Origin of the sequence: uncultured Kordia sp. (assembly GCF_947489565.1) — a bacterium.
Classification (GTDB): domain Bacteria; phylum Bacteroidota; class Bacteroidia; order Flavobacteriales; family Flavobacteriaceae; genus Kordia.
Genome location: NZ_CANLEA010000010.1, coordinates 131,150 through 143,777 on the forward strand (window position 1 = coordinate 131,150; position 12,628 = coordinate 143,777).

The window sequence follows — 12,628 nt, forward strand, 5'->3', positions numbered from 1 at the left end:
CAGCCTATTTAATTTAGTGCTTGATGTTTCAGTCTACGTAGTTTGATTTTTGGTGTTAGATTTATATAATAATTATAAAATATGACTATAGAATACTTTAATGAATTAGCAAAACAAACATTACTTATATGCTCGTTATTGAGTGGGTTTTCAATTGCAGTTGTAGCAAATTTATTGGTGTCAGATAAAAATGAGAGGCTCACAAATATCATTTTAAAAGCTGCCACCTTAGCCGCTGGTTGTTTCTTAGTATCTGTATTTGCGATGGTGAATATTATAATGACCACAACTCCTGGTGGGTTTATAAAAAATGTTTCTATAGACGATTTTCAAGTGTCTAGAACCATTGGCTTGTTAACTTTTATGATTGGACTTTTTGCGTTATCCACTATGATTGCGTTATCTGGTTGGACGAAGTCTAAGAAAGTAGGAAGATTTACAACCATCATTGGAATATTGACTCTTATCCTAATTTTTATCACAATGACTCGATTTAGTCTCTGATTTTAAAAAGTAAAAGCAACGAATCATATATCTCTCTATGAAAAAAATACTGATACTAATATTAACCCTATTACCATTTACATTACTTGGTCAACACTTGAAATGTTGTGAATCTACAAAAGAAGTGGAATCGCATTTGAGTGGAATCTGGAAACTCAAATCGAATTCCAAACTTTTATTCGAATATACCTTTGAAAATGACAAAGGACATCTTACAGAAATGCAAGAATCTGATCAAAAAGGAGAATACATCGTGCTAGATGATCATGCATTTGTAGAAGTTATTGCATATGAGCAAGGCTTTCAACTAAAGTATACAGGTTTATCTGGCAGTTCTACGGTGGAATTAAAATACTTGAATTCTACTAGAATGATATTGGTAGCAGACTATAAAGAAGTTGAGTTTATCAAAGTATCCGAATAGAAATGAAATTATAAAAAAATACTCAGAGACTACTGATTCTTAAGAGATCAATTAAAAAATTAAGTAAATACGTATCACAATTAAATGAAAAATAAAATAATCCGATTTTTAATCGCTTTAGGGCTAATATCTTCTTGTGAATCTGGAGAAAAAACTAAAAAAGAAACGGAATCGCATAGTAATTCTAGAATAGAGTTTACCGATGATAAAGGGAATAAAATCTCAAAAGAAGAACTCGCAAATTCAACAGGAACTTTTAATTATGAAATTTACGGAATTGAAGGTGTTTCGGATGCCGCAAAATCCTTGCACAGACAAGCAAGGCAGCTTGGACAAACTGGCGATTATAAAAATGCTATTGAAAAATTAAATCAAGCAACAAAAGCAGCTCCAAATTGGCCGTATCCTCTTTATGATTTAGCATATACCTATTTGCTTCAAGATGATCATGAAAATGCTTTAAAATATTATGAACTCACAGATAAAATAGCTCCCAAAGGATTTTACACCTCTAAAACGGCATTGCATACACTACAACTTGAACATCAAGGAGCATTACAAAAAGGTTTGTATAAATCTTATTTAACACTTGAATGGATAGAGAATCCTGCCGAAAAGAAAGAGATGCTAAAACTTTTAGTGGACAAGTTTCCTTCTTTTGCTCCTGGTTGGAAAGACTATTCAAATTTCTTAGAAGGTAAAGAAAGACTGAATGCTATAGAAAAAGGACTTGAGCAAAACCCTGACTCTGAAACAAAAGGAATATTGCTGATTAACAAAGCACTTGTACTAAATGAGAAAGGGAATTTTAAAGAAGCATCTACATTGTTAACAGATGTAATTTTTGACACGAATTCAACTTTTGGTAATATTGAAATGGCTAAATTTGTTTTAAATAATATATCAGAGAATAAATAGCAACGTATAAATGGAATTGTTTTTAGGAATTGGAAATATTACGATTGGAGTTATGATGACCTTAATTGGCTTTAAAGTTTACAATCCTTTTAAAGGCAAGAATCAGCCTGAAAAAGAAGAAGAATGGTACAGGAAGTTTGGAACATTTTTTAAAATTGGAGGAATCGCAGTTTTGATTTTTGGGATACTTAAGTTGATATGAGATTCAGGAAAAGGAAAACCTTTGTTTTGGCTTTATACATACTCGAAAGTTTATTGCTTTCTACTGCTCTCATTGCCATATAATAAACCTTCGCTAAATTTTAAATAATGGACGATAAGACTAAAAGAGAAATTGAGCTACATACAGCAGGCGCTACTGTAAGGCATAAAAGTCCTTTTCAGGAATTAGAATCCTATAAAAATTCAGAAAAAATTGATCCAGAGTTTGTCAGTAAATGGGTCAAGCCTTTTTATATGAACCTAAATAGAGCTGATGAAGATTGGATTGACAACATTTCTAAGCTATCTCCAGAAATTAGCGATGCTGTAATATTAAGGAATTTGGGAGACTTCAATTGGAGAACGAGACAAACGGGATCTTTTTTCTCTTCTATAAAAAATAAAAAGGAATTTACCGATATCATTGGAACTCATTTATTAAAAAGTGAAGTATGCTATGCAGGTAGAGAATATGCCGTAACACTAAGCTATTTTAATACTAAGGATTCAATCATGTATTTGAACAAGTATTTGGATTATTACCTATTGCATCCTGAATTAGCTTTTGACCAATACACTGTTATTTCTGCTGTAAAATATTTAGATGAACTCAACAATACAAACCTCATTGCTAATCATCTGGACTCTTGGAAAAGATTCTTAGAAAATGGAAAAAAATTACAGTACGAAAATCATGAATTATTGCTTAAATCCGATGCTATTCCAGAAGAAGCCAAATTAAAACTCTCAGAAATCACCTTTGATCAAAATATCGATTATAACATCAAAACCAATTTTATAGAAAAGAAAATTAACACCATAAAAGCAATCGTTAACAAAGTATAAAACACATCATAACCGACACTTTATATCACACTAAAAAACTTCAAACCAATCATTGCTGAATTATTAAAAGAAGAAATAAAGTAAAAAGTATAACATATATTACCTTTGATTATCAACATAAAGAATGAAAAAAATACTAATTACAATGACTCTTTGGACTTCAATACTAGCTTTCTTCGGATGCAACTCAAATAACAATACATCTAAATCCAATACAGAAAATGGAAAAGTTGAGATGATGAATCCTAATGATATTTTGATGTCTATCTCTACTATCGAAAGCACGTTACCAGGAACAAATGAGCAACCCAAAGATTCCTTAGATTTAGAAATTCTTGAAGATGATTGGAGGCAATTTGAGTTTATCAATACTAAGTATAAAAATTCTATTGATAAAGAGATTGATTCCATAAACATGATCATTGAAAATGAATCTGTTGATCTTGGCGAAAATATGACTGCGTTTAAGAACTTACATGTAAGAAAGTTAATTCCGAATCCCTTAGATGAAGGAATTGCAATAGAAGACTTAAAAAACGCATTCAGTTCATTCCAAACAGGAAGTCTGTCTTTTGATCAATATGGAAGAGTCATTAATGGTATATACTTTGACATCTCAGGTTTTCATTTGTATGGTCTAACAAACAACTCTAAAGTCACTGCGCTTGGATTTTACGGCTTATCTTCATGGGAAAACCTAGAAACATTTAAAAATGAAATGAAAGCCTTTATGGACAAGTATAATGTAGTTTTGGTGAATTGGCGATCTATGATGGTGATTGATTCAAATGGAATAGACGACTATCTAAAACCTAATGAATAAGCGTTAATAAAGCTTTACACAGTAAATACAATCAATTAACAATGTGGGAAAAACGGAATATGTGGGCAATTGGCGGATTACGAGAAATAGGTTTTAAACCCAATTCCGATCTGTTAATGGTATTGTCCAGCCAAGGAAGAGGCGTATTTGATTGTATAAAAGATGAAAAAATAGCCAGAGATCATTTTGATTATTATGCAGAAAAATGGGATAGTGATTTGGGAATCGTTGAAGGAATCGGAATTCTGAAAAATGAAAACATCAAATGTGGAGGCTTTGAAGCGCCTGACATTCTAAAAAAAGAAACAGAAGATCATTGGATCATTGAGATCAAAAGTGAAATTCGTCCCAATTGGCAACAAAAAGAATTAAAAGCTGATGTCATGTATCTCCAAAATAGAAAAACAAAAGAAAGCATTGAAATAGCTGTTTTTCATTATGGGATTGATAGAAGTTATGGATTTTCGGATACTGGAAATTCCTTTGTAGTCGGCACCGCTAGTGATATAACCATATGGAATAGAAAATGAAACCAACTTCCCTTTACTTAAGGAAGATTCTTCCTCATTGTGCATTTAGCTTCCCCTAACGAAATCAATCCTATGCACTTTTCTGTTTGCTGTTATAAAACATCCAAAGAATCGTTTATAAGCGCCTCTTTTTTGAATAAAAACAAGCATTTTAAATACAGATATAACTTCAACAATTTTAAAATCATATCAACAATTGAAAGATTAAGCAAAGCAGAAAACATTTTTAAATGATATATTTGGAAAAGAACTTAAAGTTGAATTCAATATTTAAAACTAAACCTTCATAATTTCAAAGTATGCTCTTAGAAATCTGTGCAAACTCTTATCAATCTGCCATGAATGCTGCAACAGCTGGTGCGCAACGTATTGAATTGTGTTCAGAATTGGCCGTTGGTGGTATTACGCCTTCCTTTGGATTGCTTAAAAAAGTAATGGCAGACCTCAACATTCCTGTGCATGTACTTATTCGTCCTAGAAGTGGCGATTTTACCTATTCGGATGAAGAATTTGAAATGATGAAGACGAATATTCAATTGTGTAAAGAATTGGGTTGTGCAGGCATTGTATCTGGTATTTTGAAAAAAGATTTTACAATTGACACAGAACGAACCCAAGAATTAATTGAACATTCAAAACCAATGACTTTTACATTTCATCGCGGTTTTGATTGGACGCCAAATCCGAAAGAAGCAATTATAGCGCTCGCAAATTTAGGTGTCGATCGTGTATTGACTTCCGGACAAGCCTCTAATGCAGCTAAAGGAATTGTATTGCTTCAAGAATTACAACAAATGGTTAAAAATCGTTTGATTGTGATGCCTGGAGGCGGAATTAATCCTGAAAATGCTTCTCTTTTTAAAGAAGCTCGTTTTCAAGAAATTCACTGTTCTGCAACGAATTTACACGAATCTATCCATCCGCCAAAAATTAGCATGAACAGTCAAAAGTTTTTAAGTGATACACATTTGGCGACTTCAGATACAGAAAAAATTAAACAAATAGTAGCGCGTATTCATTCATGAAAAACATTCTAAAAATAAGTCTCTTTAGTATCATCTTTTTGATCGCTTGTGCGGAAAAGAAAACGGAAATAAAATTAGAAGCCATCGGTGATACTTCTATACATGTTTTTGAAAATGAAAATTTACATTTCAACATGGCTTTCAAAGAAAATATAACGGAAGACGAGAACGGAATGTTACGATTGGATGCCGGTCGTGTATTGGTAAAAAAAGTAAAACTTCCTAAGTACCAACTACAACCTGAAGTTACAGTACATCTGAAACTGACCTCAAATGGCGATCCTTGGGACAAATCGGGTTCAATGTTTATCATTCCGAAAACTTCAAACCTTACGCTAATTGATTTTGAAACTGGAAAATTCGATCTCAAAACAATAAAACAAACTTATCCTGTCATCACAAGCTATCAAAAAGACAGCATTTTACATGAACCAAACGTAGAACTTTTACGTTTTATGACACCTTTTGGTGTAGGTCATTTTACCAACGATGAACGCGTAAAAGCCAGAAAACCTGTGTACATTCCGAAATGGGAAGACGAAGTTAACTGGTCACAAAATATAACACACTTATTGCCTTTATTGGAAGATGAAGTGTATGTAGGTATTTATATTGACACATGGACTAAAGAAGGCTATAACATCACCGCAACACTTGATTTTAAAGAAAGTACAATTCCGAATCATACAAAAAAACAGCAAACCGTCATTCCGTTGGTAAATACTTCAAAGTATGCTTCTGGTCAGAAATTATATGATGAATTTTCGCGTTCTGATGTAAATGTTGAATTTGAAATGCCAGCTACCTTCAACAATGCAAAACTGTATTATATTACCACAGGTCATGGCGGACATTCGGGCGGAGATGAATTTGTAAAAAAAGAAAATAAAATCTCGCTTGACGGAAACACTCTCAAATCCTTTATTCCTTGGCGTGATGATTGTGCGAGTTTCAGACGTTTCAATCCAACTTCGGCAACTTGGAAAGCCAATCAGTTTTATGACGATGTAGATGATTGCGAAAAAATTGCTTCTTCCGATTTATCACGCTCCAATTGGTGTCCAGGAAGCGACATTCAACCCGAAATAATTCCACTAAAAAATATCTCACAAGGAAAACATACAATCACAATCTCAATTCCAGAAGCTCAAGAAGCCAAGCAAGGCGAAGATAATTATTGGATGGTTTCTGCTTATATCGTATATGACAATGAATAAATTTTTCTCACTCTTACTCGTACTTCTACTCATTAGTTGTGCTAAAGACGATCGACCAACAATTACAAATATTCACCAAAACTGGGAATTTAAACAGAAAACCGATACGACTTGGAATACGGCCAGTGTTCCGGGAAATATCTATTCAGATTTGTTGACACATGACAAAATTCCAGATCCGTTTTTTGGTTCTAATGAATTGAATGTACAATGGGTTCCAACGAAAGATTGGGAATATCAAACGACATTCAATCTTGACGAAAAAACATTGCAAAAATCAAATATTGAGTTGACTTTTGAAGGTTTGGATACGTACGCGAGTATTTACCTCAACGATTCATTGATTGGGAAAACCGACAATGCATTCCGAACATGGAAATTCGACATTAAAAATCTAGCGAAAGCTGACAACTCTTTACGTATTGGATTCCAAAGCACCAGCATTCATGAAGAAAAAGAAACGGAAAAACTCGATTATTTATTAAATCCAGGCATCCGTGTTTTTACCAGAAAAGCACAATTTCAATACGGTTGGGATTGGGGACCAATTGTTAATACGGCTGGGATTTGGAAACCTATTAAAATTACGTCGTGGAACAATATGAAATTGGATGATGTGTATTTTAAACAAGAAGCATTGACAGATTCACTCGCTTCTGTAAGTGTTGAATATACCATTTCCTCAGAAGAAGATGTGGATAATGCTTCTTTCGAAATTAACTATGGAGAAACAACACATACAGCCAAAACGCCTATTTACAAAGGAACACATACGTATGCGACACGACTTCGCATTAAAAACCCGAAACGTTGGTGGACGTTTAATTTAGGCGAACCACATTTATATGAATTTGAAGTCACGCTGAAACAAGGAAATGATATCAAAGGAAAAGAAACTGCCAAAGTTGGTTTGCGAACCATTAAATTAATTCGCAATAAAGACAAAGCAGGCGAAACCTTTTATTTTGAATTAAATGGCGTTCCAGTGTTTATGAAAGGTGCCAATTACATTCCGCAACACAGCATGCAAGACAAAGTAACGGATGCGCATTATGAAAAGTTACTGAACGATACTAAAGACGCCAATATGAACATGTTGCGCGTTTGGGGCGGCGGAATTTATGAGAACGATATTTTTTACGAATTGTGTGATGAAAAAGGAATCTTAGTCTGGCAAGATTTTATGTTCGCTTGCGCGATGTATCCTGGAGACAAAGCCTTTTTAGACAATGTAGAACAAGAAGCCATTGATCAAGTGAAGCGTTTGCGAAAATATGCTTCGGTAGGACTTTGGTGTGGAAACAATGAAAATAACGAAGCTTGGCATAATTGGGGCTGGCAAACCGATAAAACAGAAGCTCAGAAAAAAGAAGTTTGGGATAGTTATGTCACCGTATTTAACCGAATTCTTCCAGAAACCGTTGCCAAATACAATCCGTCGATTTCGTATTGGGAAAGTTCACCGAGTTACGGACGTAGAGATGCAAGATCCTTTACAGAAGGTGATAATCACGATTGGGCTGTTTGGCATGGCGGCGTGCCATTTGAACGTTTTGAAGAAAAAATACCGCGTTTTATGAGTGAATTCGGGTTTCAGTCCTTTCCGTCGTATGAAGCCATTCGCTTTTTTACAGGCGAGGACAGTATCAGTATCAATCACGATAGCTATATCACACATCAGAAGCATCCGAGAGGTTTCAAGTTGATTCGTGAATATATGGGGCGCGATTATCCTGTTCCGACTTCGGGAGATGATTATGTATACATGAGTCAATTGACACAAGCCAAAGGAATTACTATGGGAATGGAAGCAGAACGCCGTGCCATGCCATATTGTATGGGAAGTTTATACTGGCAATTGAACGATTGTTGGCCTGTAGTTTCGTGGTCGAGCATTGATTTTATGGGGAATTGGAAAGCCTTGCATTACAAAGCCAAAAAGTCTTTTGAAGATGTATTGATTTCCTCTGTTGTAAAAGATGATATCATCAAAACATATATTGTTTCTGATAAATTGGAAGCGTTGGAAGGAAAATTAAACCTCAGCTTTTTAGATTTTGAAGGAAATAAACTTCACGAAATCTCAAAAGACATAAAACTGCCTGCTAATACGAGTCTGTTAGTTGCTGAAACGCCTGTTTCTGATATCACAGCAGATACAAATACATATGTAATGAAAGGAACTTTTAAAGAAGCTACCGACCTATTTTATGTGGCTAGACCAAAAGATTTAAAATTACCTGCAGAAGATATTACCACAAAAGTCACCAAAACAGAAGGCGGATTTACCATAGAAGTTTCTGCAAAAACCTTACAAAAGGATGTATTTTTCTATACAAAAGTCAAAGGTCATTTTTCAGACAATTTCTTTGATGTATTGCCAAATGAAACGGTTACGATTACGTTTACCACTGAAGTGGACAATATTGATGACTTAGCGTTTAAGACTTTAAATGGTATTTGATAAAAAACTATAGAAAGCGTTCTGTTTTTGGTATTTTAGTACTTCTAAAAATTCAACAATTGAACGCTTTATACAAACTCCTCGTATTCTTATTTCTTTTCTTAAGCTTTTCCACTAGTTTTTCACAAGAATCTTCCGCAATTCATGATAGTATTGTTTCTTGGATTGAAAATGCTAAGGATAAAAAGTTCTCTTTGGAAGAGAGAAAAGCTTTTAACAAAAAAGCAAATATAACTGCTGATTTTACTAAAAATGACTCATTAAAAAGCAAATATTATTTTAAAATAAATTATAACAATTTTTTACTTAATGACACATCTGCTTTTAAAATTTCATATAAGAAATCTTTGAATCTTGCAATTAAATTAAACGATTCAATTATAATAGCAAATTGTTATTGGGATAAAGGAGCTTTAGCTAGAAAAAATAACCAAAAAGACAGTGCTTATATATATTATAATAAAGCACAGAAAATTTTAACAAAATATCCAGAGAAAAAAATATCTGCCGCAAGAATACTTCTCTTCATGGCAAAAATTCAAAAAGATGTTAAAGATTACACGGGCAGTGAACTTAATACTATAAAAGCGATAAAAATCTTTAAATCTTTAAATGACTATAAAAGGCTCTATAGTAGTTATAATAATCTTGGAGTTATTTTCAAACATCTTAAACAATATGAAAAAGCTCTTGAATATCATAATATTGCATTAAAATATTTAGATACAAACAATTCTACTCATACTTCTTTCAGTCTTAACAACATAGGTTTAATTTACAAATATCAAGAAAATTATAAGTTGGCAATAAATAATTTTAAAAAAGCTCTAAATATAGATAGTCTTTACTATATAAAGCCTAAACAATATGCTACTGTTCTCGACAATCTAACATACACTAAATTCTTATCAAACGATACCATTAATATAAAAAAAGATTTATATAAGTCATTAAATATAAGAGATAGTTTAAATGATTACAGCGGTATCATTATTAATAAAATTCATTTAGCCGAATATTATTTTAAAAAAAACAATTTTGAAAAAAGTTATAAATACTTAATAGAGGCTAATAAATTAGCTATTGAAAAAAAGATTCCTGAAAATTTACTAATTACTTATGATTTACTAGCTAAAGCAGATCCAAAAAACAGCACAAAATACCTAAGGCGTTATATAGAAATTAGTGATAGTACTTTATTAGAAGAACGACGCATGCGTGATAAATTTACACGTATTGAGTATGAAACTGAGGAAATAGAACAAGAAAAACTAGCTGTGGAAAAAGATAATAAATCTTTAAAACTTACAATTTTTATAGTTTGTATGTTGGGTATACTTGTTATCTATTTAGGACTGATTTTGTATCAAAAAACCTCATTAAAAAACAAATACGAAAAAGTCGTCTTACAACAACAATTACTACGCTCGCAGATGAATCCGCATTTTTTGTTTAATACACTGAATACGATTTTACATACGAATGATACGAAGCCTGAAAAGACGAAACAATATGTGTTGAAATTGTCGCAGTTGCTAAGAACTACCTTAGAGAATTCACGAGAAGAATTTGTGCCTTTACAGGATGAAATTGAAGCGATAGATCATTATTTAAATCTGCAATCCAATTTTTCAGAGAAGTTTGATTTTAAAGTTTCTATTGCAGACGAATTAGAAACCGAATTTACCTATGTTCCGCCAATGTTGATTCAGCCTTTTGTAGAAAACGCCATTATTCACGGAATTACAAATTCTAAAATCAGAGGCTTGGTAGCTTTAGATTTTCAACAACACGGAGAATTGATCTCTTGTACGATTACAGACAACGGAATTGGATATTCTAAAAGTCCGCAAGAAGAAAGGAACCATTTAAAAACGCATAAATCTATTTCGGGAGACATTGTCAAAGAACGTTTGGTGATTTACAACAAGCAAAACAAAAGCAATGCTTCTTTAAAAATTGAAGATATATTTGATGAAAATAAAAATGATGTAGGAACCAAAGTGATTCTAAATTTACCTTCATACGAAATCTAAAATCACGATTAAAACTGTATTTTAGCAGCGTAAATCATTCCATATGAAAAATAGAATTGTCATACTAACATTCCTTTGTGCGCTTGCATTTTCCAGTTTTAAAGTTGGAGACGCGACAGAAAAATTTGGGAAACAGTTTTTTAAATTATTAAAAGCGTCTCCTAAAGCGTCAGAAGCAGACATAAAAACACAGTTTATTTCATTGCAAGAGTTAAGGACATTTCCTAAAACAGAATTGGCAGAACTTTCACAAGAACAATTCAATGGATTTATCCAGGAAAACATTGATAACTTGAAAGAAAGTCTTAAAGATTTTGGTATTGTATGCAACGAAATTAAATATGTAAAAACAGAAATACAGTCAGCAAAAGAAAAAGATATTGATATAAAAAAGATTGACATTTATTTTGAACATGGAGTTCGTTATTTTGTTTTAAAATTGATTACAATTCCATATCAAAATCAACTTAAATTAGTATATATCATGCCTATTACATATGCCGAAGAATAAATTCGTTTTATTAATGAAAAAGTCTATCTACATTACTATTCTCACTTTTATTTCTATACTGTATACATCGTGTACTACGCAATCCAAACCCGAAGGTTTTGCCGTACAACAAACTTTTAGGTTATTACAGCAAATGGATAGTTTGTCTCCAAATGAATTTAATAGTTATTTTATTTCCTTGGATGAATTGCGTGAGATTGCCAAAGATACTTCGGTGAGTAAGACTTTTAGAAACGCCATTACAAATGTTTCTAAAGAAGTTCATTACAAGAGATTACAGCAATCTTACGAAATGATTAAAGAATCGGGAAAACGCTTTGAAATCGACTGGAAAGACATCACATTCAGAGAATATCCATTTGTAATGCGCGATGAAGATGGCATTACCTTCCAAGATGGTTTTGTCGCTTTTGATTATAAAGAAAAAAAGTTTGTGACCAAGATTGTTTCTATCAAGTATAAAGACAAACAACGACTTTTTAATTTATCAAACATAGAACCTGTGCGTAAGCAATAGTGTGTTCTTAGGATTCTAAAAATAAATCAACACTATACTTCGTTAATTTTTCTATCTTTAAGAAAATAACGAATAATAACTTTCCGATGAAAAAATTACAATTCATTTTAACCGTTCTAGTAACGTCTATTCTATTCGTTTCCTGTAGCAAACATAAAGGCACAGCCAACGCCGAAGACCTAGGGAAATATGTATTTGGCATTTTAAAAGATTTTGACAACATCACGAAAGACGATTATATTAATTCACTCCTTACTGTTGAAGAAGTAAAAGCATTTGGAAAACGAAACGCCGAAACTTTAAGTACTAGAACAAAGGAACAAATTGATAGACTTGAAGAAGGACGTTATAATTTACGTATGGGCAAAGATTATAACCGTACAAAAGAAAGAGCCCAAAAAGCGGACATTTCGTGGAGTGCTATTAAATATGACAATTATGAATTTAAAGAAGATGATGAAGACGGAATTAAAACTTCTCGTGGAAAGCTGACATTTAAACATGATGGCAAAACCTACAGAGTTTCCATTATTTCCGCATTTTTAGAAGGAACTCATACGTTGATTCGAATTTACAAACTCAATCAAGAAAAAGAATAATTACACAATTTCA

14 protein-coding genes are annotated in these 12,628 nt (G+C 32.7%); all 14 read left to right on the plus strand.

All coding sequences use genetic code 11. The annotated features are described in order from the left end of the window. Positions 1-81: 81 nt before the first annotated feature. The 14 genes from Q0845_RS14965 to Q0845_RS15030 all read left to right on the plus strand — a co-directional run bounded on the left by Q0845_RS14965 (position 82) and on the right by Q0845_RS15030 (position 12,615). On the plus strand, positions 82-504 hold the full coding sequence (locus Q0845_RS14965; RefSeq protein WP_298514781.1) for a hypothetical protein: 423 nt from the start codon (positions 82-84) through the stop codon (positions 502-504). A 37-nt stretch (positions 505-541) separates the two neighbouring features. Continuing rightward, positions 542-928 carry a hypothetical protein gene (locus Q0845_RS14970; RefSeq protein ID WP_298514783.1) on the plus strand — a complete coding sequence of 129 codons (387 nt, stop codon included), beginning with the start codon at positions 542-544 and terminating at the stop codon, positions 926-928. Between the two features lie 84 nt (positions 929-1,012). Continuing rightward, positions 1,013-1,846, plus strand: coding sequence for a tetratricopeptide repeat protein (locus tag Q0845_RS14975; protein WP_298514784.1), 834 nt, complete (start codon positions 1,013-1,015; stop codon positions 1,844-1,846). 10 nt (positions 1,847-1,856) lie between these two features. After that, complete coding sequence (locus Q0845_RS14980; RefSeq protein ID WP_298514785.1) at positions 1,857-2,048, plus strand: hypothetical protein; 192 nt, start codon at positions 1,857-1,859, stop codon at positions 2,046-2,048. Between the two features lie 107 nt (positions 2,049-2,155). Further along, positions 2,156-2,893, plus strand: a complete 738-nt coding sequence (locus Q0845_RS14985; RefSeq protein ID WP_298514786.1) for a DUF6000 family protein — start codon at positions 2,156-2,158, stop codon at positions 2,891-2,893. Positions 2,894-3,017: 124 nt separating this feature from the next. After that, on the plus strand, positions 3,018-3,716 hold the full coding sequence (locus Q0845_RS14990; protein ID WP_298514787.1) for a hypothetical protein: 699 nt from the start codon (positions 3,018-3,020) through the stop codon (positions 3,714-3,716). 41 nt (positions 3,717-3,757) lie between these two features. Next, a complete protein-coding gene (locus Q0845_RS14995) occupies positions 3,758-4,246 on the plus strand; it encodes a hypothetical protein (protein WP_298514788.1) in 489 nt (162 codons plus the stop codon). A 299-nt stretch (positions 4,247-4,545) separates the two neighbouring features. After that, positions 4,546-5,271, plus strand: coding sequence for a copper homeostasis protein CutC (locus tag Q0845_RS15000; RefSeq protein ID WP_298514789.1), 726 nt, complete (start codon positions 4,546-4,548; stop codon positions 5,269-5,271). Further along, positions 5,268-6,488 (plus strand): PNGase F N-terminal domain-containing protein, encoded by a 1,221-nt coding sequence (locus Q0845_RS15005; protein ID WP_298514790.1) that lies wholly within the window; start codon positions 5,268-5,270, stop codon positions 6,486-6,488. The genes Q0845_RS15000 and Q0845_RS15005 overlap by 4 nt, the downstream gene beginning before the upstream one ends. Further along, complete coding sequence (locus Q0845_RS15010; protein ID WP_298514791.1) at positions 6,481-8,952, plus strand: glycoside hydrolase family 2 protein; 2,472 nt, start codon at positions 6,481-6,483, stop codon at positions 8,950-8,952. Before Q0845_RS15005 ends, Q0845_RS15010 begins: the two co-directional genes overlap by 8 nt. A 59-nt stretch (positions 8,953-9,011) precedes the next feature. Further along, positions 9,012-10,988 (plus strand): histidine kinase, encoded by a 1,977-nt coding sequence (locus Q0845_RS15015; RefSeq protein WP_298514792.1) that lies wholly within the window; start codon positions 9,012-9,014, stop codon positions 10,986-10,988. A 43-nt stretch (positions 10,989-11,031) separates the two neighbouring features. After that, a complete protein-coding gene (locus Q0845_RS15020) occupies positions 11,032-11,499 on the plus strand; it encodes a hypothetical protein (protein WP_298514793.1) in 468 nt (155 codons plus the stop codon). A 13-nt stretch (positions 11,500-11,512) separates the two neighbouring features. Next, positions 11,513-12,016 carry a hypothetical protein gene (locus Q0845_RS15025; protein WP_298514794.1) on the plus strand — a complete coding sequence of 168 codons (504 nt, stop codon included), beginning with the start codon at positions 11,513-11,515 and terminating at the stop codon, positions 12,014-12,016. Positions 12,017-12,102: 86 nt separating this feature from the next. Next, positions 12,103-12,615 (plus strand): hypothetical protein, encoded by a 513-nt coding sequence (locus Q0845_RS15030; protein WP_298514795.1) that lies wholly within the window; start codon positions 12,103-12,105, stop codon positions 12,613-12,615. Positions 12,616-12,628: the final 13 nt, after the last annotated feature.

Excerpts from the sequence above, each read along its gene's own strand:
- Q0845_RS14965 (WP_298514781.1), top strand. The coding sequence starts at position 82 with ATGACTATAGAATACTTTAATGAATTAGCAAAACAAACATTACTTATA.
- Q0845_RS14970 (WP_298514783.1), top strand. The coding sequence starts at position 542 with ATGAAAAAAATACTGATACTAATATTAACCCTATTACCATTTACATTA.
- Q0845_RS14975 (WP_298514784.1), top strand. The coding sequence starts at position 1,013 with ATGAAAAATAAAATAATCCGATTTTTAATCGCTTTAGGGCTAATATCT.
- Q0845_RS14980 (WP_298514785.1), top strand. The coding sequence starts at position 1,857 with ATGGAATTGTTTTTAGGAATTGGAAATATTACGATTGGAGTTATGATG.
- Q0845_RS14985 (WP_298514786.1), top strand. The coding sequence starts at position 2,156 with ATGGACGATAAGACTAAAAGAGAAATTGAGCTACATACAGCAGGCGCT.
- Q0845_RS14990 (WP_298514787.1), top strand. The coding sequence starts at position 3,018 with ATGAAAAAAATACTAATTACAATGACTCTTTGGACTTCAATACTAGCT.
- Q0845_RS14995 (WP_298514788.1), top strand. The coding sequence starts at position 3,758 with ATGTGGGAAAAACGGAATATGTGGGCAATTGGCGGATTACGAGAAATA.
- Q0845_RS15000 (WP_298514789.1), top strand. The coding sequence starts at position 4,546 with ATGCTCTTAGAAATCTGTGCAAACTCTTATCAATCTGCCATGAATGCT.
- Q0845_RS15005 (WP_298514790.1), top strand. The coding sequence starts at position 5,268 with ATGAAAAACATTCTAAAAATAAGTCTCTTTAGTATCATCTTTTTGATC.
- Q0845_RS15010 (WP_298514791.1), top strand. The coding sequence starts at position 6,481 with ATGAATAAATTTTTCTCACTCTTACTCGTACTTCTACTCATTAGTTGT.
- Q0845_RS15020 (WP_298514793.1), top strand. The coding sequence starts at position 11,032 with ATGAAAAATAGAATTGTCATACTAACATTCCTTTGTGCGCTTGCATTT.
- Q0845_RS15025 (WP_298514794.1), top strand. The coding sequence starts at position 11,513 with ATGAAAAAGTCTATCTACATTACTATTCTCACTTTTATTTCTATACTG.
- Q0845_RS15030 (WP_298514795.1), top strand. The coding sequence starts at position 12,103 with ATGAAAAAATTACAATTCATTTTAACCGTTCTAGTAACGTCTATTCTA.